Below are 20,638 nucleotides of genomic sequence, written 5' to 3'. Positions count from 1 at the left end.
CGTCCAGCCATGACTGATGCCCCTGAGAGGCTCCAGCTGCTCTGGGGGATCACCGTGTTCTCCGGGGCGCTGGCCCAGCTCACCTCCCTGCTGACCGGGCTGCCGTCGGTGGTGCTGCTGCTGGCCTCGGGCCTGTTGATCGGCCGCTCCGGGCTGGGGCTGGTGGATCCGTTTGCCCTGGGCAGTGGCCTCGAAACGATCGTGGGGCTGCTGGTCAGCCTGGTGCTGTTCGACGGTGGTCTGAAGCTGAGCCTTCCGGGCAGCACCACCCGCCAGGCGGTGCTGCGGATCGTGGTGGTGCGCTTGCTGGTGGCCCTTCCCGCTGGCCTGCTGGCGGCCCACTGGCTGGCCGGGCTGAGCTGGCCGCTGGCGGCGGTGTACAGCGCGATCGTGCTGGGCACGGGCCCCACTGTGGTCACTCCCCTGATTCAGCAGATGCGCCTGGCGCCTCCCCTGGGGGATGTGCTGGAGGGGGAGGGGCTGGTGCTGGAGCCCGTCGGCGCAGTTCTGGCCCTGCTGCTGCTGGAGCTGGTGCTCACCGACCGCTACGACTGGCAGGATCTCGCCCTGGAGCTGCTGCAGCGGCTGGGGTTCGGTGTGGCGGTGGGTGCCCTGAGCGGCTTCCTGCTGGCGGTGCTGCTGCGGCGCCTGCCCGTGGATCCTGAGAGCGGTCTGCGCCTGCAGCTCACCCTGGGGGTGATGTTCCTGATGTTCACCGGTTGTGAGGTGGTGATGCCTGAGTCGGGTCTGCCCGCCGCCGTGATGGCAGGTGTGCTGCTGGGCCGCTTCGCCGACACTGACGCCGCCATGCTCGACGACCTGATCCGCCAGCTGGCCCAGCTGGCGATCAGCATCCTCTTCCCGCTGCTGGCCGCCGACGTGGCCTGGGCGGACCTCAGCCCCCTCGGCTGGGGTGGAGTGGCCTGCGTGCTCACCCTGATGCTGCTGGTGCGGCCCGTGGCCATGCAGATCGCCACCTACGGCTTGCCCCTCAGCGGCGGCCAGAAGGTGCTGCTGAGCTGGTTGGCCCCGCGCGGCATCGTCACCGCCGCTGTGGCGAGCCTGTTTGCCCTGCGCCTCTACGAAGCGGGAGTGGAAGGGGCGGGAGCGCTGCAGGGGCTGGTGTTCCTCACGATCCTGATGACCGTGGGCCTGCAGGGATTCACCGCGATTCCCCTGGCGGGCCTGCTGGGCCTGCGCCTCAGCGAGCAGGAGATGGAGGAGGAGGAGCGCCAGCGGGAGGAAGCCAAGGATCAACAGCTCGCCGCTGCTGGGGTTATCCCCGCGCCGGCTGCGGCCAGTCAGTCCTTGCCCCTGGAGAACCCTCAGCCCTGAGCCACGGCCAGCATCAGCCGCGTCCGGTCTTCGCCGCTGGCATGCAGCAGCCGCCAGGTGGTGATCAGATCCGGACCCTGCAGGCTGCCCAGCAGGCCCGCCCGCAGGCTCTTCATCAGCACACCCTTCTTCACTCCGGCGGCAACGGCCGCCTCAGCCAGCAGGCTTTTGGCCTGCTCAACGCTCAGATCCGGTGAGTCGGTGGAGTCGCTGGCCTCAAGGCGTTCGAGCACGGCGGTGAGGGCCGCGATGGCCCCATCGATCCCCAGCTGCTGGCGGGCGCCGGCGTCGGGCTCGGGCCGCTCGAAGAACGGCCGGGCTTGCTCGACCCCGTCGCGTAAGGTGGTGAGGGAGGGACCGAGCAGCTCGGCCAGCTCCTGCTCCCAGGCGTTACGGCTGGCGCCTGGCGCGCTCCAGCCTTCCGCGCGCCATAGCGGGACCAGGACCTCGCTCAGCTCGGCGGGGGCCAGCTCATGCAGCACCTGAGCGTTGAGCCAGTTGAGCTTGTCCCAGTCGAAGCGGGCCCCGGCCCGGTTGACCCGATCGAAGTCGAATGTAGCGGCGGCCTGCGTGAGCGTGAAGCGCTCGCCCATGCCCTCCGGCGGTGACCAGCCCAGCAGGGTCATGTAATTCACCAGCGCCTCTGCGGTGTAGCCCATGGCCCGGAACTCACCCACCGAGGTGACGCCATCGCGCTTGGAGAGCTTGCGGCCCTCCTGGTTGAGGATCAGGGGGGTGTGGGCGAAGACGGGCAACGGCAGGCCGAGGGCTTCGTAGAGCAGCAGCTGCTTGGCGGTGTTGGCGATGTGGTCTTCGCCGCGGATCACGTGGCTAATGGCCATGGCGGCATCGTCGACCACCACCACCAGGTTGTAGAGGGGGTCGCCGATGCGATCGGCCGGAGCCCGCCGGGCGATCACCATGTCGCCGCCCAGGTCGCTGCCACTCCAGCGCATCTCCCCGCGCACCAGATCGCTCCAGCCGATCGTGGCTCCGTCGTCGATGCGGAAGCGCACCACCGCTTCGCGGCCTTCGGCGATGAACGCCTGCTGCTGCTCGGGCGTCAGATCCCGGTGTCGGTTGTCGTAGCGGGGAGCGGAGCCGCTGGCCTTCTGCCGCTCGCGCATCTGCTCCAGTTCGGCTTCCGAGGCATAGCAGCGGTAGGCGTGCCCCGAGGCGAGCAGCTGGGCGATGGCGGCGCGGTGGGTCTCGATCCACTCGCTCTGGATCACGGGCTCCGCGTCCCAGCTCAGGCCGAGCCAGGCGAGGCCATCAAGGATGTCGGCCGTGAACTCCGGCCGGGAGCGCTCGCGGTCGGTGTCCTCGATCCGCAGCAGAAAGTCGCCGCCGTGGTGGCGGGCGAACAGCCAGTTGAAGACCGCCGTGCGGGCGGTGCCGATGTGCAGGGTTCCCGTGGGGCTGGGAGCCAGACGAACCCGAACGGTCACCGGCAGACGCTCATGAGAGTGAAACGGGACTGACGGGATTCGAACCCGCAACTTCCGCCGTGACAGGGCGGTGCTCTAACCGGTTGAACTACAGTCCCAGATGTGAGATGAGAAGGGTGAAAACCCTTGCCCGATCTGGCTTCTGGTGTCGTGATGGCGACTAGGGAAGTATCCACTGCCGCTGGCCCCGCCGTCAACTGGCGGAGACAGCGGCAGGGATTCAGGGGCGGAACCCAGCGGGTTCGATCAGGCGAACCTGGTTGCCCCTTGCTGTGAATTCACGGCCCTGGTCGCTCTGGACGACCACACGACCGCCGGACTTGACCCGGATGACCCGTGCCCGCACCCAACCAAGGGCAGCGGACTCGAGCACCTTGACCACATCACCGGGTTGTAAATCCAACTCCATGTCCGGAACCAGGAAAGAGCAGGAAGGGGCATCGAGCGCGCCGTGGAGGACTTGAACCCCCGACATCAGGTTTTGGAGACCTGCGTTCTACCAGCTGAACTAACGGCGCATGACGATGCCCCCTCAACCGGTGCGCGAGGTGGCACCGGCATGGGCAATTGAGCGATGAAGCTTCAGCGATCGAAGCGTTGCTTCACGCGGGTGGCTTTCCCCACACGATCGCGTAGGTAGAAGAGCTTTGCACGTCTTACTTTACCGCGACGCTCCACCTTGACGGTGGCGACCTGGGGGCTGTGCAGCAGGAAGACCCGCTCCACCCCCACGCCCTGGAAAATCCGGCGCACGGTGATGGTTTCGTTCAGCCCGCCATGGCGTTTGGCGATCACCACACCCTCGTAGGGCTGGACGCGTTCCTTGTTGCCCTCACTGATGCGTACGCCCACGCGCACCGTGTCGCCCACGTAGATCTCGGGCAGATCGCTCTTGAGCTGCTCGGCTTCGAAGGCCCGGATCAGGTCCTGGGCGCTGAGCTTGCCGGTGCGAGCCGGGGACACGGCGGGCTTGTCTGCCACGGCCGTTGGGGCCGCGGTCTCGGCTGTGCCGGTCTCATCCACGCTCGTCTGATCCATGTTGATGTCGTCCTTCAGTTCCGCCATCAGTTCGGCGCTGTCGTTCAAGTCCGCGGCCATCCCAGAGGTGTGATCGCCCGGCCAAACAACCACTGTAACGGCTCATGTTCCACCCTCCTCAGAGCTCTCCTCCCGTTCCGGCCGCCCCCGCCCGCGTCCCCGCTGCCGACTCCACCCCTGCAGCGCCAGGCCTGTGCCGGTGATCAGCATCCAGAGCAGCCCCAGTCCGTTGAGGGCCACATACCAGCTTTTGCCGACGGGCCCGAGCCACTCACCCTCATGCAGCACCATCAGCCCATGCACCTGATCGCGGCTGAGACCGCCCCAGTCGCGCAGCAGGCGGTAGCCCATGCCACTGGTGACCGTGATCAGCAGCGGCAGCACCACCACCGGCGCGATCAGGGCGTGCCAGCGGCGCAGCCTGGCCAGGACCTGCATGGTCGACAGCATCGATCAGGAAAGTTGATAGCTTGAACTCTGGATTGCCCGGGCCCCGTCAATGAATCTTTTTGCTGACCTGCTGTCGGGCACCCCCAACACCGCAACCAAAGCCGCCGCAGCCACCACGAGCACCGGCCCGCGCATCCAGAAGGGTCGGCGCGGTGTGGAGATCAAATCGGCCCGCGAGATTCAGGTGATGCGCCAGGCCAGTCGCATCGTGGCCACGGTGCTGCGCGAGATCATGGAGATGGCCGCTCCAGGCATGACCACGGCCGACCTCGACCGCCACGCCGAAGAGCGCATCCGCTCCATGGGGGCCACTCCCAGCTTCAAGGGCTACCACGGCTTTCCCGCCAGCATCTGCGCCAGCATCAACAACCAGGTGGTCCATGGCATCCCCAGCGCCAAGCAGGTGATCAAGGCGGGTGATCTGGTCAAGATCGATACCGGCGCTTACTTCGAGGGCTACCACGGCGACAGTTGCGTGAGCATCTGCGTGGGTGAGTGCTCAGAGGATGCCACCCGCCTCAGCCGCGTGGCCCGGGAATCGCTGATGTGCGGCCTTGGCAAGATCAAGGCGGGCAACACCCTGCTCGACATCGCCGGCGCCGTTCAGGACCACGTCGAGGCCCATGGCTACAGCGTGGTGGAGGACTACACCGGCCATGGCGTGGGCCGCAACCTGCACGAGGAGCCGTCGGTGTTCAACTTCCGCACCAGCGACCTGCCCAACCTCAAGCTCCGCGCCGGCATGACACTGGCTGTCGAGCCGATCCTCAATGCAGGTAGCAAGGAGTGCCGCACCCTGCGCGACCGCTGGACGGTGGTGACGGTGGATGGATCCCTTTCGGCCCAGTGGGAGCACACGATCGTGGTCACCTCCGACGGCTGCGAAATCCTCACCGACCGCGACTTCTGAGCCCAGCACCTCCGCCGGCACCCACGAGCCTCAGCTGGCGGCCCGGCTGAAGAGTCGCCCATAGAGGTGCCTCAGCCCCATCTGCAGGGGCACCAGGACCACGGTGATCGGATTTGGGGTCACGATGATCAGGCCAAAGCCCCTGCGGGCCTGGGCGATCACCTGGCCGGCCACGAAGCCGGCGCTCATCACCCCATAGGGATTGAGGGCGGAGCGGAACGGGCCCAGCACCAGCCGCCGGATCCGGCAGGGATTTTCCCCCTGGTGGTCGAGGGCCCGCAGGCTCAGCAGCTGGCCCAGCAGCCGCTTGCTGATCTCGTAGAGCGGGCTGAGGGCCGGCAGCAGCTCCGCCTCCGAGGTGTTCACCCACACCTCCCGGCAGGGGGTTCCGGCGGGCCGCTCCGCCAGGCTTAAGAACAGTTCCAGCAGGCGCCAGGCGCTCAGGGCGTTCACCTCCAGGCTGCGCTCAATCGCCGCGGCGCTGCGGTCGCCATAAACATTGATCCCGTGGTTGATCACCAGGATGTCGACATCGCGCAGGCTGGCCTCCAGCTTCTGCTCCTGGCCGCAGCACCAGACCACGCTGCGCAGGGGGATCGCCCTGCCCTCCCCGTCCTGCAGAGCCACCGGCTCAGAGGCGGTGGTGTAAGCGATCAGCTCGGCCCCATGGCCGTGCAACGCGCGCAGCAGAGCTGTGCCCAGAGCCCCACTGGCCCCGGTCACCGCCACGGTTCTCCCCCGTAGGGGCAGCAGTGCTGACGGGAAGGAGGGCGACACCGCGGGGGCTGAAGGGTCTTGACCTGGCACGGCGATGTCCGGGATGGGGCATTCTTTCCACTGGAATCATCCGCTCTCGCTGGCTTCCAGCGTCCTGATTCAGGCCATCCCCTGCAGCTGCCTCCCTTGGGCCGTTTTTCGATCTTCGGCGCCACCCCCAGCCATGATGCCGGGCAGGTAGCCCTCTACGCCCCCTACTGCGACGGCGTGTTGCGGGAAGCCTGGCTGATTCAGGCCCTCGACCTGCTGGCCATCGGTGAGATCGAAGGGGTACGGCAGTTGCGTCCGGACGGGGAGCATCCGTTCCTGCTGCGCTGGCGTTCGGGGCTGGCCCCCCAGGAAACCAGCCACTGTGAGCTCGGCTTCCCGGCAGCACCGGAGCTGCGCTATTCCTTCGATCTGCCCACCCATCAGCTGGTGCGCTGGCTGATGGACCTGCTGGAGGCGCAGGGCCCCCAGGCCTTCGGTGATCCCCAGCGCGATCTGCCCGAGGCCTTCTGGCGCTGGCTGCTGCTGGGAGAGCCTCCCACCGGCGCATAGATTGACGTCCCAGAGCCGAGCCCAGAGGTCATTCCATGAGCAGCACCCTGCTGATCGGATCCTGTGATCCCTTCAGCGGCAAGTCAGCCCTGGTGCTCGGCCTGACCCGGAACCTGGCCCAACAGGGATTCCCCGTCCGCTACGGCAAGCCTCTGGCCACCAGCGTGCGCCAACCACGGCAGGGAGAGCCACCCACCTCGGGCCGCCTCGACGATGACGTACGTTTCGTCGGTCGCATCCTCGGCCTGCCGGAGGAGAACCTGTTGCCCTCCCTGCACCTGCTGGAGGCGTCCACGGCCCAGGAGCGGCTGCTGAGCGGCGACCTGGAGCCCGGTGAGGGCTTCGCCCGCCTGCGGGATCAGCTCGCGGCCTACCCCGATGGCCTCACCCTGCTGGAGGGCACCGGCACCCTCAGCGAGGGCCTGCTCTACGGCCTCAGCCTGCCCCAGCTGGCCAGGGGGCTGGAGGCTCCCGTGGTGCTCGTCCACCTCTGGGAGGACAGCCGCAGTGTCGATCCCCTGCTGGCGGCCCGCAACGTGCTCCAGGAGCGCCTGGCCGGGGTGGTGCTCAACGCCGTCGATCCCGATGCGGTGGAGCGGCTGCGCGCCGAGGTGGTGCCGGCCCTGGAGCAGCTGGGGCTGCCGGTGTTCGGCGTCATGCCCCGCAGCCCGCTGCTGCGCAGTGTCACCGTCGAGGAGCTGGTGGACCGCCTGGAGGCGCGTGTGCTCTGCTGCCTCGAGCGTCTCGACCTGCTGGTCGAGACCCTCTCGATCGGAGCGATGAACGTCAACTCCGCCATGGAGTTCTTCCGCCGCCGCCGCAACATGGCCGTGGTCACCGGTGCCGACCGCACCGACATCCAGCTGGCGGCCCTGGAGGCCTCCACCCAGTGCCTGATCCTCACGGGGGCCGGGGAACCCCTGCCCCAGTTGATCAGCCGCGCCGAGGAGCTGGAGGTGCCGATCCTGAAGGTGGAGCAGGACACCCTGACCACGGTGGAGGTGATCGAGCGCGCCTTCGGTCATGTGCGCCTGCACGAGACGGTTAAGGCCAGTTACGCCATTCGCCTGGTGGAGGAGCACTGCCGTTTCGAGCGCCTGTTCGAGCGCCTGGGACTGGTGGTGAAGGCCTGAAGCCTGCGCCCCGCAAGGGCGCTGCTAGTTTCCCCCCATCGGATGCATACACGAGGTGACCCGGTCCCTTGATCTGCCGGCCCTCGACCGGATCGACACGCTGGCCCAGGAGCTGGCCCTGCTTCAGGATCGCGGCAAGCGCCGCATCGCCATCCTCGGCAGCCGCCACGTTCCGGCCGTCTCGATCCACCTGGTGGAACTGGTGGCCCGGTCCCTGGCCCAGGAGGGTCACAACCTGATCACCTCCGGCTCCCAGGGGGTGAACGCGGCGGTGATCCGCGGCGTGCTCAGCGTTGATCCGGCCCGGCTCACGGTGCTGCTGCCCCAGAGCCTGGAGCGGCAGTCGAGTGAATCCCGCGAGCAGATGGAGCGGGTGCTGCATCTGGTGGAGAAGCCCGAGCACGACGAGCTGCCCCTGCCCATGGCCAGCAGCCTCTGCAACCAGGAGATCATCGGCCGCTGTGACCAACTGATCTGCTACGCCTTCCACGACAGCGAGACCCTGCTCTCCAGCTGCCGCACCGCCGAGGACATGAACAAGGTGGTCAGCCTGATGTTCTTCGACTGAGGGCGGCGAGCACCTGCAGGCGGGTTCCCTCCCGCCGCAGCACGGTCACCTCCTCCCCCGCCCTGGGCCCCGGCCCACCATCCGTCTCGAGCAGTTCGGCCGCCCAGCTCTGGCCCTGCCAGCGCACCCGCCCCCGGCCGCGCTCGTCGAAGGGCTGAATCACCTCGGCCCGCTCGCTGCCGGGCTCACTGAGGGCATCGAGTGTGGGCCGCCCCCTCAACGACCAGCGCCTCAGTCCGGCGTAACCCCCCAGGAAGAGCAGGCTGAACAGGGCCAGCTGGAGGGCCGCGGCCAGGGGCAGCAGGGCCGCGACGGCCGAGAGCAGCAGCGCCGCCACCCCACCGATCAGAAAGCCATCGACGCTGGGGAAGAGCAGCTCCAGCAGCAGCAACACCCCGCCACCGGCCAGCCAGATCAGGGGATGCATCAAGGCAGTGCGGGGCCTTCCAGTCTGCGGCGGGGGCCTTCCTAGGGTGAGCCTGGCTCTGCCTGGGCCGCTGTCCCCTCGTGCGCTCTGCGGCGCCACCTGCCATGGAAGGTCTGTTCTCCATCCCCGCCCTGGTGCTGCTGGCCGTGCTCGGCGCCAGCGGGGTGAAGGTCACCAGCGGTGGCCGCTCCCTGCTGGTGGAGCGGCTGGGCCGCTACGACCGCGAGCTGCAGCCGGGCCTCTCCTTCGTGCTCCCGGGCCTGGAGCGGGTGGTCAGCAACCAGTCGATGAAGGAGCGGGTGCTCGACATCCCGCCCCAGCAGTGCATCACCCGCGACAACGTCTCGATCACCGTGGATGCGGTGGTGTACTGGCAGCTGCTGGAGCACGCCAAGGCCCATTACTCCGTGGATGATCTGCAGGCGGCGATGGTGAATCTGGTGCTCACCCAGATCCGCGCCGAGATGGGCAAGCTTGACCTCGACCAGACCTTCACCACCCGCCAGGACGTCAACGAGATGCTTCTTCGGGAGCTTGACCAGGCCACCGATCCCTGGGGCGTGAAGGTGACCCGCGTCGAGTTGCGCGACATCATGCCCTCCCAAGGCGTCCAGCAGGCGATGGAGCAGCAGATGACGGCCGAGCGCGAGAAGCGGGCGGCCGTGCTGCGCTCGGAAGGCCTGCGGGAGTCGGAGGTGAATGCGGCCAAAGGCCGCGCCGAGGCCCTGGTGCTTGATGCCAAGGCCCAGCAGGAGGCGCTGTTGCTCGATGCCGAAGCCCAGGCCAAGCAGCAGGAGATGCTGGCCGTGGCTCGGGGCCGGGCGGCAGCTGAGCTGGCCCGCCTGATCGATGCCAGCCCGTCGGGTTCGGAGGCCCTGCGCCTGCTGCTGGCCCAGGACTGGATGGCGATGGGTGAGGAGCTAGGCAAGGCTCCCGGCGGCAGCGTGCTGATGGTGGATCCCCAGAGCCCAGCGGCCCTGCTGGCGGCCCTGCGGGGTCTGCAGAAGGGCTGAGGGCTCCCGTTCTCAGTGCGCCAGCACGGCCTTGAGGCCCTCCATGTAGAGCACGGCCGTGCAGACCAGGGCCACCGCCCAGCAGAGTGAGCGCAGCAGCGGCAGGTTGGCCACGTAGGCGCCGATGTAGGTCAGCCGCAGCAGCGGTTGCAGCAGTGCCGCTGCTGCCACAAGCGGCCCGCCAGCTCCTGCCTGCAGGCAGAGCAGACAGGCGGGGGCGTGCAGGGTGAAGGCTTCGAAACTGTTCTGGTGCGCCCAGCTGGCCCGCTGGCCCCAGGCCGGCAGCCGCTCGAACATCGCCCGTGGCGCCGCCAGATCCTCGGGCGTGAAGTCGGCATTGGCGCGTCCGGCCCCCAGGGGCACCAGGCTGACGATCACCACCGCCCCCGAGAGCAGCAGGGACCAGGCCAGTGCAGGCGCGGCGGCAAGCAGGAGGGGGGGCATCGGGGGGAGCAGATCAGAGCCCCTTTTCTAGGATTGGTCCTGATCCGAGCGCAGCCGCTGCCCATGGCCGACACCTACTCCTTCGACGTGGTCTCCGATTTCGACCGGCAGGAACTTGTCAATGCCGTGGACCAGGTGCGGCGCGAGGTGGGCCAGCGCTACGACCTCAAGGACTCCAAGACCGAGATCGAGCTGGAGGAGGGCAGCCTCACCATCACCACCGCCAGCGACATGACGCTCGACGCGGTGACCGACGTGCTGCGCCAGAAGGCCACCAAACGCCAGCTCTCGCTGAAGATCTTCGATTTCCAGACCCCCGAGCCCGTGGGCGGCAACCGCCTCCAGCAGGTGGTGAAGCTGCGCAAGGGTCTCAGCCAGGAGCTGGCCAAGTCGCTCAGCAAGACCGTGCGCGATCAGATCAAGAAGGTGACCGTGGCGATCCAGGGCGAGAGCCTGCGCGTCACCGGCAAGAACAAGGACGACCTGCAGCAGGTGATCCAGCTCCTGCGCGCTGAAGATCCCGAGGTGCCGCTGCAATTCGAGAACTACCGCTGAGGCCGCTGCGTGAGCGCAGTTGAGAGCCCTCAGCAGCCGGGCCCCCAGACCGGCTGGAGCTTCTGGATTGATCGGGGCGGCACCTTCACCGATCTTGTGGGCCGGGCCCCTGACGGGGAGCTGGTGGTGCGCAAGGTGCTCTCGCAGCAACCCGAGCGGGCGGGGGATCCGGCGGTGGCGGCCATGCGCGAGCTGCTGGGGCTGGTTCCCGGCCAGCCGCTTCCTTCCGGCGCGGTCAGCGAGGTGCGGATCGGCACCACGGTGGCCACCAATGCCCTGCTCGAAGACCGGGGTGCCGCCACCCTGTTGCTGATCAGCAGCGGTTTTGCCGATGCCGCCTGGATCGGCGACCAGCACCGGCCCGATCTATTTGCCCTGCACGTTGTGCGACCGGCCCCGCGATACCGGCGGGTCCTTGAGGTGGCGGGGCGTCTGGCGGCCGACGGCACGGAGCTGATGCCGCTGGTTCTCGATGCAGCTCTGGAGCGGGCCTTGGTGGAGGCCCGCAGCGACGGCATCAGCAGCTGTGCCGTGGCCCTGTTGCACAGCGCCCGCCATCCACGCCATGAACGTCAGCTGGCTGAGTGGCTGATGCCGTTCGGCTTCGAGCCAGTGGTGCTCTCCCACCAGGTGGGCCGGAGGACCAGGCTGGTGCCGCGGGCCCAGACGGCTGTGGTGGAGGCCATGGTGGCGCCGGCGCTGGCGGAGTATCTGGATCAGCTGCGGGCCGAGCTCGGACCCCACTGCCGTCTGCGGGTGATGCAGTCGAGCGGCGGCCTGGTGGCGCCGGAGCTGCTCAAGGCCAAAGACACGATTCTCTCCGGCCCCGCCGGCGGCATGGTGGCAGCGGTGCGGCTGGCGGGAGGGAGCACGCCCATCGTCGGTTTCGACATGGGCGGCACCTCCACCGATGTGTTCCATGTGGAGGCCGGTGGGCCGTCCCCGGGCTGGGGGCGACGCCAGGACACGGAGATTGCTGGCCTCACCCTGCAGGCGGAGATGCTGCCGATCCACACCGTGGCGGCGGGCGGTGGTTCGCTGCTGCATTTCGATGGCCAGCGCCTGCAGGTGGGGCCCGCCTCAGCCGGGGCCGATCCCGGGCCGGCCTGCTACCGCCGCGGCGGACCGCTGACGATCACCGACGCCAACCTGCTGCTGGGCCGCCTGCAGCCGCAGGCGTTTCCTGCGGTTTTTGGGCCAGACCGGGATCAGGGCCCCGATCCAGTGGTGGTGCGGCGGGGGTTCCAGCAGCTGGCGGAGCAGGTCGGCCAGGCCAGTGGGACCTCCATCACGCCCGAACAACTGGCGGAAGGTGCTCTGGTGATTGCCATCGAGCGGATGGCGGAGGCGATCCGACGCATCTCGATCCAGCAGGGCCACGATCTGCGCGGCGCCACGCTGGTCTGCTTCGGCGGGGCCGGCGGCCAGCACGCCTGTGCCCTGGCCGAGCGGCTGGGCATGGCCCGGGTGCTGCTCCATCCCCTGGCGGGGGGGTTCTCGGCCTATGGCATCGGTCTGGCCGATCAGCGCTTGCTGCTGCAGGAGGTGGTGCGCCGTCCCCTGGATCAGGGCCTGGTGGAGCAGCTCCAGCTGCAGGCCGATGCCCTGCTGGAGCGGGGTCAGCAGGCCCTGGGCGCCAAGGGCCGCGCCGAGGTGAGTGTGGGTGTGCGGCTCGCTGCCACTGAGCTGACGCTCCCCCTGGCTCTGCAGGAGGCCAGCGCCATGGAGCTGCAGTTCGCGCGCGACCATCAGCGTCGCTTCGGCCACCGCCCCGAAAACGCCGAGCTGCTGGTGGAGTGGCTGCTGGTGGAGGTGGTGGCCGCTGGAGAGGCTGTCTCGGCTGAAGCTGTCGCGGCTGAGATCGGCTCACCACCTCCCCTTGATCGAGCCCCCCCGGCCGCCGAGGAACGGCTGATCCAGCTCTACTGGGACGGCGCCTGGCGGTCCGTTCCGCTGCGCCGTCGTGAGGCCCTCACAGCCGCTGAGTGGCTTGACGGCCCAGCGCTGCTGGTGGAGGCCACCGGCACCATCTGGCTGGCCCCGCTCTGGCGGGCCGAATGCCGAGCCGACGGCTGCCTGCTGCTCAGCCATGGGCCAGCGGCGGCCCAACCAGCGAAGCAAGGACTCGCGGTGGATCCGGTGAGCCTGGAGTTGTTCAACCACCGCTTCAGCGCCATCGCCGAGCAGATGGGCGTGCGCCTGCAGCAGAGCGCCCGCTCGGTGAACATCCGCGAGCGCCTCGATTTCTCCTGTGCCCTCTTCGATCGCCAGGGGGAGCTGGTGGCCAACGCCCCCCACATCCCGGTGCATCTGGGGTCGATGGGGGCCAGCGTGGCCGGCCTGCTGGCGGCGGTGCGGCGGGGGGAGTGCCCAGCCCTGAAGCCCGGCGACGCGATCGTCTCCAACGACCCCGCCAATGGCGGCACCCACCTCCCCGACCTCACCGTGATCACCCCGGTGTTCATGCCCCGTCAAGGAGCGAACCCGGCGGACGGCCGCGAGCCACGGCCACAGCCTGATGGATTTGTGGCCTCACGCGGCCACCATGCCGATGTGGGCGGCATCACCCCCGGCTCGATGCCCCCCTTCAGCCGCTGCCTGGCCGAGGAGGGCCTTCTGCTCGACAAAGTGCCCCTGCTGCGTGATGGCGTGCTGCTGGCCGCCGACTGGAAGCGGCGGCTCGCGGCCGGTCCCCATCCCGTGCGCAACCCCGAGCAGCTGCTGGCCGATCTGCAGGCCCAGGTGGCGGCCAACCAGCTGGGCGCCGAGCTGCTGGTGGATCTGGCGCGGCGCGAGGGTCTCCAGCGGGTGAGCGCCTTCATGGCCCATGTGCAGGACAACGGCGCTGAAGCGGTGCGGCGGGTGATCGATCGGCTCGAGCCCGGCGCCTTCAGCCTCCCCCTCGATGGCGGCCTGCGCATCCAGGTGGCGGTGAGCATCGATCGGGCCTCCCGGCGGGCTGTGATCGATTTCACGGGCACCTCCCCCCAGGACACAGGCAACCGCAATGCCCCCCTGGCGATCACCCGGGCGGTGGTGCTCTACGTGTTCCGCTGCCTGGTGGGGGAGGCGGTGCCCCTCAATGCCGGCTGTTTCAGGCCCCTGGAGCTGGTGGTGCCACCGGGTTGCCTGCTGCATCCGAGCCCCATGGCTGCGGTGGTGGCCGGCAACGTGGAAACCTCGCAGGCGGTCGCCAATGCCCTCTTCGCCGCCCTGGGGGTGATGGCCGCCGCCCAGGGCACCATGAACAACCTCAGCTTCGGCAACGAGAGCTATCAGTACTACGAAACGATCTGCGGCGGCTGCGGCGCCGGACGCGGCCTCGATGGCCAGGGTTTTGCAGGTGCTTCGGCGGTGCAAAGCCACATGACCAACTCCCGCCTCACCGATCCTGAAATCCTCGAGCAGCGCTTTCCGGTGCGGCTGGAGGCTTTTGGGCTGCGGTGCGGCAGTGGCGGAGTGGGCCGCTGGCGGGGCGGTGACGGTGTGGTGCGGCGGATCCGCTTTCTCGAGCCGATGACCGCCGCGATCCTCTCGAGCTCCCGCCAGGTGGCCCCCTTCGGTCTCGCCGGCGGCGGGGCCGGCGCGCTGGGCCGCAACCGGCTGATCCGCTCCGATGGCAGCGAACTGGAGCTGGGTGGATCGGTGCAGCTGGAGCTGGCGGCTGGCGATGCCCTCGTGATCGAGACCCCCGGAGGTGGTGGCTATGGCGGCAGCTGAACTCCGCCGCCAGCGCTGGGCCCTGCTGCCTCTGACGGCCCTCGCCTTGCTGCCGCTGCCAGCGCCGGCCGATGTGCTCCAGGAGGCCAGTCAGCGCTTCCAGCCGCTCTGGTCGGCGGGGGGGATGGTGGCCAGCCAGGAGGTGGAGGCCTCCCGGGTGGGGCGTGACGTGCTGCGGGCAGGAGGCAATGCCGTCGATGCGGCGGTGGCCACCTCCTTCGCCCTGGCGGTCACCCATCCCCAGGCGGGGAACCTGGGTGGCGGCGGCTTCCTCGTGCTCTGGCGGCCGGAGCGGCTCAGCCGAGGGCGGCCGCCGCAGCCCCAGGAGGTGCGGGTGGGCAAGGGCCGGGCGGTGACGATCAACTTCCGCGAGAGCGCTCCCCAGGCGGCCGGCCCCGATCTGCTGCTCGATGCCTCCGGTGCGGTGGATCGCCGCAAGGCCACCCGCAGCCTGCTCAGCAGCGGGGTGCCCGGCACGGTGGCGGGTCTGCTGCTGGCTCATCGCCACTACGGCCACCTGCCCCTGGGGCGACTGATTGCCCCCTCGATTCGTCTGGCGGAGGAGGGGGTGGTGGTGAGCAAGGCCCTGGCCGATTCCCTGGAGACTGCGGCTCCCTTGTTGCGGACCGATCCCGAATCAGCTCGGCTGTTCTTCCGCCCAGGGAGCCAGCCTTACCGGCCGGGCGAGCGTCTGCGTCAGCCCCAGCTCGGCGCCACCCTGCGGCGCATCGCCGCCCAGGGGGAGAGGGGCTTCTATCAGGGGCCGGTGGCGCAGCAGCTGGTGGCCTTGATGCGCCGCCGGGGAGGCCTGATCAATGCTGAGGATCTGAGCAGCTACCGGGCCCGCCTTCAGCCCCCCCTGGTGGGCGATTGGCGCGGCCATCCCGTGATCGCCATGCCCCCGCCCAGCTCCGGTGGGGTCACCCTGATCCAGCTGCTCAACATCCTGGAGGGCTTCGATCTGGCGTCCCTGGGGCCCAACAGCGCCGCAGTCCTGCATCCGATGGCGGAGGCGATGAACCTGGCCTACCGCGACCGCAACCGCTGGCTGGGCGACCCCCGCTTCGTGGCGATGCCTCTGGAGCGGTTACTGAGTCAGGGCTATGCCGATGAGCTGCGACGCACGATCCGGCCCGAGCGCCACCGGCCTGCGCGCGACCTCGACCCGCCGGCTGAGGGCCGCTCTGCCGAAAGCCTCAACACCACCCATCTCTCGGTGATCGATCGTGACGGCACGATGGTGTCCACCACCACCACCCTCAACTTCCCCTACGGCAACGGCGTGAGCGTGCCGGGCGCCGGCTTCCTGCTCAACAATGAGATGGACGATTTCACGGCCCTCCCGGGTGCCGCCAATGCCTTCGGTCTGGTGCAGGGGGAGGCCAATGCGATCGCGCCGCGCAAGCAACCGCTGAGCTCGATGGCGCCCACCCTGGTGCTCACCCCCGGGGGTGACCCGCTGTTGGCCACCGGCAGCCCCGGCGGCAGCCGCATCATCACCACGGTGCTGCAGGTGCTGCTCAACCGGCTCGAGCACGGCCTCAACCTGGCCTCCGCGGTGGCTGCCAGCCGGATCCACAGCCAGCACTGGCCCGACGAGCTGGCGGTGGAGGAGGGCTTCAGCCCCGACACTCTCAGATTGCTGGAGGCGAAGGGACACCGCTGGCGGCTGGCACCGGCCATGGGGGCGGCCCATTCGCTGGAGGCGCTGCCCGGCGGGGGGACCCTGGGGGCGGTCGATCCGCGGCGGGCGGAAGGGGCCCTGGCGGGCGAGTGAAACTGGGGCATCCCCGAGCCAACCGGCCGTGCCCCTGCTGTCTGCCCCTGCCCCCAGTCCCGCCCTGCTGGCTGAATTCACCGTCCAGGAGTGGATGTGGAGCGGCGGTCTGATCGAGATCAGCCTGGTGCTCGCGGCCCTGCTGGGGGCCGTCTGGCTGGTCAGTCGCCGGAGTTGAGCGGGGCCATCAGCAGGTTCACCGCCGAGAACACCAGGGCGATCCCCAGCAGGGTGCCGACGGCCCAGAGGCTGTCGCTCGGCCACTCGGCGATCAGCAGCACCCCCAGGCCGGCGGTGACGAGCCCATCCAGCAGGACCAGACCTTTGGCAGGAAGGTCGGCGGCGGCAGCGGTGGCCAGCTCCATCAGCCCTTCGACCGCCAGCAGGAGGCCCACGAACAGGGTCAGGCTCACTTCGCTGATCACCGGATCCACCAGGATCCACACACCCCCCGCCAGGTAGAGGAGGCCGCTGAGGCCGCGGAAGAGTCGGCTGCGCGGGTCGCCCGCTCCGCTCAGGCGGATCAGCTGGGAGACACCGCTGGCGATCGCCACCCCTCCGATGGCGATCGTGAGCAGGGTGGCCGAGATGAACGGCAGGGCCAGGGCCAGGACCGCCGCCGCCAGCACCAACCCTGCCGCCAGCCAGCGCAGGGGACGGGAGGCTGGGATCGACATGGGGCTGACTCGACTGAGATCAGGCTAAGGAGTCGAGCCGACCCGCTCAGAACCGCATTTCCTGACGGTGGCCACCCCCGCCCAGTGGAGCCTCCGAAGCTGGAGTGAGTGGCAGGACGGGCACGCGCCCATGCTCGAGCTTCTTCCTCCCCTCAACGATCGCAACCTCCCCTGGATCGACACGATCCACCCGATCGTCGTCCATTTCGTGATCGCGATGGCTCTGATCGCCTTCGTGTTCGATCTGATCGGCCGTCTGGCGGGCAAGCCCTCCCTCTATGAGGTGAGCTTCTGGAACCTGCTCTTCGCCACGGTGGCGATCTTCATCGCGATCATCTTCGGCCAGGTGGAAGCGGGGCTTGCCAATCCCTATGGCGCCTCCCGCGACATCCTCAACCTGCACAGCACCCTCGGCTGGGTGCTGGCCGGGGTGCTCTCGGTGCTCACCGCCTGGCGTTACGTGATCCGCAGCCGTGACCCCCTGCAGCTGCCTCTCGCTTTTCTCGGGGCGGGCAGCCTGCTCAGTGCCCTTGTGGTGGTGCAGGTGGTGCTCGGGAATCAGCTGATCTGGGTCTACGGCCTGCACACCGTCAAGGTGGTGGAGGCGATGCGCGCAGGTCTGGTGTGATGGAGCTTGGAGCCAATGATCTGCCCTACCGGCTGCCGATTCACCCCAACCTGGTGCATCTCACGATCGGCCTGTTCGTGATTGCCATCGCCTTCGATATCGCCGGGGCCCTCTTCCCCTTCGAGAAGCGCCTGTTCCGTTTCCTGGCCCTGCCGGTGACCCGCTCCGGTCTTCACGATGTGGGCTGGTACAACCTGCTGGCTTGCTGCCTGATCAGTTTCTTCACCGTGGCGGCGGGTTTCGTGGAGATGCAGCTGGCCGATCCACTCCCCGGGGTCATCAGCAGCTTCGCCATGGGCAGCACCGCCACCATGCTCTGGCATGGAGCTGTGGGTGTGGGCCTGCTGTTCGCGATCGTGCTGATGACCCTCTGGCGCGGCTTCCAGCGCTACCGCTGGCGCTGGGAGATGGGCCGCCAGGTGCAGTGGAGTTACCTGCTGGTGGGCCTGCTGGTCTTCGCGCTGATGGCCTGGCACGGCACCCTCGGTGCCCAGCTGGGGGTGGAGTTCGGCGTGCACGTCACCGCCAGTCAGCTCCTGGCTGAAGGCGCCAGTCTGCGGGAGGCCCTGCCATGACCACCACTCCGCAACGCTTCCCCCTGACCCGTGTGATCGGCCTGGTTCTCTGGCTGGGGCTGCTCATCCTGCTGAGTGTCTGGATGGGCGCCCAGGTGCCCCGCTGGCTGCCGGTGCCGGCCTCCTCGGCGGCCCCGCTGGTGGATGGCCTCTTCGGTTTCGAGACGGCCGTCGCCACCTTCGTCTTCGTGGGGGTGGTGTCGGTGATGGTCTGGGTCGTGCTCTTCAACCGGGCCGAGAAGTACGACATGAGTGATGCGGAGCCGATCGAGGGCAACACCACCCTGGAGATCATCTGGACCGTGATCCCCCTGGTGCTGGTGATGGGGATCGCCGCCTACACGATCCAGGTGAACCGCGAGATCGGCCTGATCGGCCCCATGGACCATGCCCATGCCCCGGCCACGGCAAACTCCACCGCTGCCGCTCCCCCGCCTGGCGGGGAGGTGCAGGTGATCGCCCGCCAGTGGTCGTGGGAGTTCCGCTACCCGGTGGCGGGGGTCTCCTCCACCGAGCTGCACCTCCCCCTCGGCCGGCGTCTCGGCCTCCAGCTGGAGAGCGAGGATGTGATCCACGGGTTCTACGTGCCGGCCTTTCGCCTCAAGCAGCAGGTGATCCCAGGCCGCTCGATCACCCTCTTTCTCACCCCCACCCGCGCAGGCCGCTACCGCCTGCGCGACTCGGAATACAGCGGCACCTGGTTCGCCGCCAACCAGGCCGATGTGGTGGTGGAGAGCGAGGAGGCCTACCAGGAGTGGCTGCGGCGCGCCTCCCGCCTGCCGCTCCAGCCCGGCCTCAGCGATGCCGCCCGCGAATATGCCCAGCAGCTCAGCGGCGATCGCCCCAGCGGTTACGCCACCATCACCCCGGCCCCGCCGCCGCTGGTGAATGTGCCCGGCTCCAACACCCTTCCCCACGACGGCTGATCCCATGACCTCCACCGCCGGCGTTGACTCGCGCATCCTGAGGGCCCCCCATCCGGTGCCCGGTGCTCCGGACAACTGGAAGCGCTTCTTCAGCTTCAACACCGATGCCAAGGTGATCGGCATCCAGTACATCGCCACCGCCCTGTTCTTCCTGCTGGTGGGCGGCCTGCTGGCGATGATCATGCGTGGTGAGCTGATCACACCGGAGGCGGATCTGGTCGATCGCACCGTGTACAACGGCCTCTACACGATGCACGGGACGATCATGCTCTTCCTGTTCATCTTTCCGGTGCTCAACGGGCTCAACAACCTGCTGATCCCCTGCATGATCGGCGCCCCCGACATGGCCTTCCCCAAGCTCAATGCCGCTGCCTTCTGGATGGTGCCGGTGTTCGGGGTGATCCTGATGGCCAGCTTCCTGGTGCCCGGCGGCCCGGCCTCCTCCGGCTGGTGGTCGTATCCACCGGTGAGCCTGCAGAACCCCCTCGGCCATCTGATCAACGGAGAAGCTCTCTGGATCCTGGCGGTGGCCCTTTCGGGAATCTCCTCGATCATGGGCGCGGTCAACTTCGTGACCACGATCCTGCGCATGCGCGCCCCGGGCATGACCCTCGGCCGGATGCCGATCTTCTGCTGGACGGCTCTCTCGGCCCAGACGATTCAGTTGATCGGCTTGCCCGCCCTCACCGGTGGTGCCGTGATGCTGCTGTTCGATCTGGCGGTGGGCACCTCCTTCTACCGGCCGGAGGGCGGCGGTGATCCGGTGCTCTACCAGCACTTCTTCTGGTTCTATTCCCACCCCGCCGTCTATGTGATCATCCTGCCGGTGTTCGGGGTGTTCTCCGAACTGTTCCCGGTGTATGCGCGCAAGCCCCTGTTCGGCTATCCCTTCGTGGCTGGGGCCTCCCTGGTGATCGTGGGCCTGAGCCTGATCGTCTGGGTGCACCACATGTTCCCCAGCGGCGTTCCCCAGTGGATGCGCGATGTCTTCATGGTGACCACCATGCTGATTGCGGTGCCCACCGGCATCAAGGTGTTCGCCTGGCTGGGGACCTTGTGAGGCGGAAAGTTACGTCTGAACACGGCGATGTTGTTCGCCCTCGGCGGCCTGTTCAATTTTGTTTTTGCAGGCGTCACCGGCATCATGCTGGCCACGGTGCCTGTGGATATCCACGTCAACAACACCTATTTCGTGGTGGGCCATTTCCACTACGTGATCTATGGTGCGGCCACGATGGGTGTCTATGCCGCGATCTATCACTGGTTCCCGAAATTCACCGGACATATGTATTATGAGGGGCTGGGCAAGCTTCATTTCCTGCTCACTTTTGTGGGCACCAACCTCAACTTCTTTCCGATGCATCCCCTCGGCCTGATGGGCATGCCCCGCCGGGTGTCCTCTTATGACCCGGAATTCGCTTTCTGGAATGTGATCGCCAGTCTCGGTGCCTTCCTGCTGGGGGTCTCGATCATTCCCTTCCTGCTCAACCTCGTGAGCTCCTGGGTCCGGGGACCGAAGTCTCCGGCCAATCCCTGGAATGCCATCGGCCTGGAATGGCTGCTGCCCTCCCCGCCGCCGGCTGAGAACTTCGAGGAGCACGTGCCCACCGTGATCAGCGGTCCCTACGGCTACGGCACCGGCCGGCCGCTGGTGGAGCACCAGGCCGAGATCGAGCGCACCCTTCTGCAGGCCTGAG

The 20,638-nt window shown here is 68.3% G+C and carries 21 protein-coding genes, 2 tRNA genes and 1 pseudogene; 14 read left to right on the top strand and 10 right to left on the bottom strand.

Going from position 1 to position 20,638, the window contains the following annotated elements:
* Positions 1-9 precede the first annotated feature (9 nt).
* Complete coding sequence (locus WH5701_RS08025; RefSeq protein ID WP_006171677.1) at positions 10-1,335, top strand: sodium:proton antiporter; 1,326 nt, start codon at positions 10-12, stop codon at positions 1,333-1,335.
* Here WH5701_RS08025 and gltX read toward each other — a convergent pair.
* The 6 genes from gltX to WH5701_RS07995 all read right to left on the bottom strand — a co-directional run bounded on the left by gltX (position 1,326) and on the right by WH5701_RS07995 (position 4,271).
* Positions 1,326-2,783 carry a glutamate--tRNA ligase gene (gene gltX, locus WH5701_RS08020; protein WP_006171676.1) on the bottom strand — a complete coding sequence of 486 codons (1,458 nt, stop codon included), beginning with the start codon at positions 2,781-2,783 and terminating at the stop codon, positions 1,326-1,328. The genes WH5701_RS08025 and gltX overlap by 10 nt on opposite strands.
* Positions 2,784-2,807: 24 nt before the next feature.
* Positions 2,808-2,881: transfer RNA gene (locus WH5701_RS08015), tRNA-Asp, on the bottom strand.
* Positions 2,882-3,003: 122 nt separating this feature from the next.
* Positions 3,004-3,192 carry a hyperconserved protein Hcp gene (locus WH5701_RS08010; protein WP_006043540.1) on the bottom strand — a complete coding sequence of 63 codons (189 nt, stop codon included), beginning with the start codon at positions 3,190-3,192 and terminating at the stop codon, positions 3,004-3,006.
* Between the two features lie 36 nt (positions 3,193-3,228).
* Positions 3,229-3,301, bottom strand: a tRNA-Trp gene (locus tag WH5701_RS08005).
* Positions 3,302-3,365: 64 nt separating this feature from the next.
* Positions 3,366-3,821, bottom strand: a complete 456-nt coding sequence (rplS, locus tag WH5701_RS08000) for a 50S ribosomal protein L19 (RefSeq protein WP_369791636.1) — start codon at positions 3,819-3,821, stop codon at positions 3,366-3,368.
* A 102-nt stretch (positions 3,822-3,923) separates the two neighbouring features.
* On the bottom strand, positions 3,924-4,271 hold the full coding sequence (locus WH5701_RS07995) for a hypothetical protein (RefSeq protein WP_006171673.1): 348 nt from the start codon (positions 4,269-4,271) through the stop codon (positions 3,924-3,926).
* 49 nt (positions 4,272-4,320) lie between these two features.
* On the opposite strand from WH5701_RS07995, the gene map reads away from it, so the two are divergent.
* Entirely contained in the window at positions 4,321-5,181 is an 861-nt protein-coding gene (gene map / locus WH5701_RS07990) for a type I methionyl aminopeptidase (protein ID WP_006171672.1), read from the top strand.
* A gap of 30 nt (positions 5,182-5,211) precedes the next feature.
* Here the strand turns inward: map and WH5701_RS07985 are convergent, their stop codons facing one another.
* Positions 5,212-5,958 (bottom strand): SDR family NAD(P)-dependent oxidoreductase, encoded by a 747-nt coding sequence (locus tag WH5701_RS07985; RefSeq protein ID WP_232201806.1) that lies wholly within the window; start codon positions 5,956-5,958, stop codon positions 5,212-5,214.
* 126 nt (positions 5,959-6,084) lie between these two features.
* Here WH5701_RS07985 and ebsA point away from each other — a divergent pair, with 126 nt between their 5' ends.
* The 3 genes from ebsA to WH5701_RS07970 are packed head-to-tail and all read left to right on the top strand — an operon-like array spanning position 6,085 to position 8,199.
* Positions 6,085-6,498, top strand: a complete 414-nt coding sequence (gene ebsA / locus WH5701_RS07980) for a type IV pilus biogenesis protein EbsA (protein WP_071934280.1) — start codon at positions 6,085-6,087, stop codon at positions 6,496-6,498.
* Between the two features lie 35 nt (positions 6,499-6,533).
* The gene (locus WH5701_RS07975) at positions 6,534-7,631 is read left to right on the top strand and encodes a phosphotransacetylase family protein (protein WP_006171669.1); all 1,098 of its coding nucleotides are present in this window, start codon (positions 6,534-6,536) and stop codon (positions 7,629-7,631) included.
* Between the two features lie 55 nt (positions 7,632-7,686).
* Positions 7,687-8,199, top strand: coding sequence for a hypothetical protein (locus WH5701_RS07970; RefSeq protein WP_006171668.1), 513 nt, complete (start codon positions 7,687-7,689; stop codon positions 8,197-8,199).
* Here WH5701_RS07970 and WH5701_RS07965 read toward each other — a convergent pair.
* A complete protein-coding gene (locus tag WH5701_RS07965) occupies positions 8,177-8,626 on the bottom strand; it encodes an NfeD family protein (protein WP_037979800.1) in 450 nt (149 codons plus the stop codon). The genes WH5701_RS07970 and WH5701_RS07965 overlap by 23 nt on opposite strands.
* A 104-nt stretch (positions 8,627-8,730) precedes the next feature.
* Here WH5701_RS07965 and WH5701_RS07960 point away from each other — a divergent pair, with 104 nt between their 5' ends.
* On the top strand, positions 8,731-9,639 hold the full coding sequence (locus WH5701_RS07960) for an SPFH domain-containing protein (RefSeq protein ID WP_006171666.1): 909 nt from the start codon (positions 8,731-8,733) through the stop codon (positions 9,637-9,639).
* Positions 9,640-9,651: 12 nt separating this feature from the next.
* On the opposite strand, the gene WH5701_RS07955 is transcribed toward WH5701_RS07960, so the two are convergent.
* Positions 9,652-10,083, bottom strand: coding sequence for an MAPEG family protein (locus WH5701_RS07955; protein ID WP_006171665.1), 432 nt, complete (start codon positions 10,081-10,083; stop codon positions 9,652-9,654).
* 63 nt (positions 10,084-10,146) lie between these two features.
* Between WH5701_RS07955 and WH5701_RS07950 the strand changes: the two genes are divergently transcribed.
* The 4 genes from WH5701_RS07950 to WH5701_RS17630 are packed head-to-tail and all read left to right on the top strand — an operon-like array spanning position 10,147 to position 16,313.
* On the top strand, positions 10,147-10,638 hold the full coding sequence (locus WH5701_RS07950) for a YajQ family cyclic di-GMP-binding protein (RefSeq protein ID WP_006171664.1): 492 nt from the start codon (positions 10,147-10,149) through the stop codon (positions 10,636-10,638).
* 9 nt (positions 10,639-10,647) lie between these two features.
* The gene (locus tag WH5701_RS07945) at positions 10,648-14,358 is read left to right on the top strand and encodes a hydantoinase B/oxoprolinase family protein (protein WP_006171663.1); all 3,711 of its coding nucleotides are present in this window, start codon (positions 10,648-10,650) and stop codon (positions 14,356-14,358) included.
* Entirely contained in the window at positions 14,345-16,135 is a 1,791-nt protein-coding gene (gene ggt, locus WH5701_RS07940) for a gamma-glutamyltransferase (RefSeq protein ID WP_006171662.1), read from the top strand. Before WH5701_RS07945 ends, ggt begins: the two co-directional genes overlap by 14 nt.
* 28 nt (positions 16,136-16,163) lie before the next feature.
* Entirely contained in the window at positions 16,164-16,313 is a 150-nt protein-coding gene (locus WH5701_RS17630; RefSeq protein ID WP_006171661.1) for a hypothetical protein, read from the top strand.
* Here the strand turns inward: WH5701_RS17630 and WH5701_RS07935 are convergent.
* Positions 16,297-16,812 (bottom strand): HdeD family acid-resistance protein, encoded by a 516-nt coding sequence (locus tag WH5701_RS07935; protein ID WP_006171660.1) that lies wholly within the window; start codon positions 16,810-16,812, stop codon positions 16,297-16,299. The two genes, WH5701_RS17630 and WH5701_RS07935, sit on opposite strands and share 17 nt — an antisense overlap.
* Positions 16,813-16,942: 130 nt before the next feature.
* Here WH5701_RS07935 and WH5701_RS07930 point away from each other — a divergent pair, with 130 nt between their 5' ends.
* The 4 genes and pseudogenes from WH5701_RS07930 (at position 16,943) to WH5701_RS07915 (ending at position 20,637) form a co-directional block, all read left to right on the top strand.
* Positions 16,943-17,440 (top strand): DUF2231 domain-containing protein, encoded by a 498-nt coding sequence (locus WH5701_RS07930; RefSeq protein WP_037979795.1) that lies wholly within the window; start codon positions 16,943-16,945, stop codon positions 17,438-17,440.
* A complete protein-coding gene (locus WH5701_RS07925; protein ID WP_006171658.1) occupies positions 17,440-18,015 on the top strand; it encodes a DUF2231 domain-containing protein in 576 nt (191 codons plus the stop codon). The genes WH5701_RS07930 and WH5701_RS07925 overlap by 1 nt, the downstream gene beginning before the upstream one ends.
* Entirely contained in the window at positions 18,012-18,941 is a 930-nt protein-coding gene (locus WH5701_RS07920; RefSeq protein ID WP_006171657.1) for a cytochrome c oxidase subunit II, read from the top strand. The genes WH5701_RS07925 and WH5701_RS07920 overlap by 4 nt, the downstream gene beginning before the upstream one ends.
* Positions 18,942-18,945: 4 nt before the next feature.
* Positions 18,946-20,637 (top strand): annotated as a pseudogene (locus WH5701_RS07915) (cbb3-type cytochrome c oxidase subunit I).
* Position 20,638: the final 1 nt, after the last annotated feature.

Source organism: Synechococcus sp. WH 5701, from assembly GCF_000153045.1.
Lineage (GTDB): Bacteria > Cyanobacteriota > Cyanobacteriia > PCC-6307 > Cyanobiaceae > Regnicoccus_A > Regnicoccus_A antarcticus.
This window is presented reverse-complemented; position numbering and strand designations above follow the sequence as displayed.

Bases quoted from the DNA above. Each gene is read 5' to 3' on its own strand.
- WH5701_RS08025 (WP_006171677.1), top strand. From the start codon at position 10: ATGACTGATGCCCCTGAGAGGCTCCAGCTGCTCTGGGGGATCACCGTG.
- WH5701_RS08010 (WP_006043540.1), bottom strand. From the start codon at position 3,192: ATGGAGTTGGATTTACAACCCGGTGATGTGGTCAAGGTGCTCGAGTCC.
- rplS (WP_369791636.1), bottom strand. From the start codon at position 3,821: ATGGATCAGACGAGCGTGGATGAGACCGGCACAGCCGAGACCGCGGCC.
- WH5701_RS07995 (WP_006171673.1), bottom strand. From the start codon at position 4,271: ATGCTGTCGACCATGCAGGTCCTGGCCAGGCTGCGCCGCTGGCACGCC.
- map (WP_006171672.1), top strand. From the start codon at position 4,321: ATGAATCTTTTTGCTGACCTGCTGTCGGGCACCCCCAACACCGCAACC.
- WH5701_RS07975 (WP_006171669.1), top strand. From the start codon at position 6,534: ATGAGCAGCACCCTGCTGATCGGATCCTGTGATCCCTTCAGCGGCAAG.
- WH5701_RS07965 (WP_037979800.1), bottom strand. From the start codon at position 8,626: ATGCATCCCCTGATCTGGCTGGCCGGTGGCGGGGTGTTGCTGCTGCTG.
- WH5701_RS07960 (WP_006171666.1), top strand. From the start codon at position 8,731: ATGGAAGGTCTGTTCTCCATCCCCGCCCTGGTGCTGCTGGCCGTGCTC.
- WH5701_RS07955 (WP_006171665.1), bottom strand. From the start codon at position 10,083: ATGCCCCCCCTCCTGCTTGCCGCCGCGCCTGCACTGGCCTGGTCCCTG.
- WH5701_RS07950 (WP_006171664.1), top strand. From the start codon at position 10,147: ATGGCCGACACCTACTCCTTCGACGTGGTCTCCGATTTCGACCGGCAG.
- ggt (WP_006171662.1), top strand. From the start codon at position 14,345: ATGGCGGCAGCTGAACTCCGCCGCCAGCGCTGGGCCCTGCTGCCTCTG.
- WH5701_RS07935 (WP_006171660.1), bottom strand. From the start codon at position 16,812: ATGTCGATCCCAGCCTCCCGTCCCCTGCGCTGGCTGGCGGCAGGGTTG.
- WH5701_RS07930 (WP_037979795.1), top strand. From the start codon at position 16,943: ATGCTCGAGCTTCTTCCTCCCCTCAACGATCGCAACCTCCCCTGGATC.
- WH5701_RS07925 (WP_006171658.1), top strand. From the start codon at position 17,440: ATGGAGCTTGGAGCCAATGATCTGCCCTACCGGCTGCCGATTCACCCC.
- WH5701_RS07920 (WP_006171657.1), top strand. From the start codon at position 18,012: ATGACCACCACTCCGCAACGCTTCCCCCTGACCCGTGTGATCGGCCTG.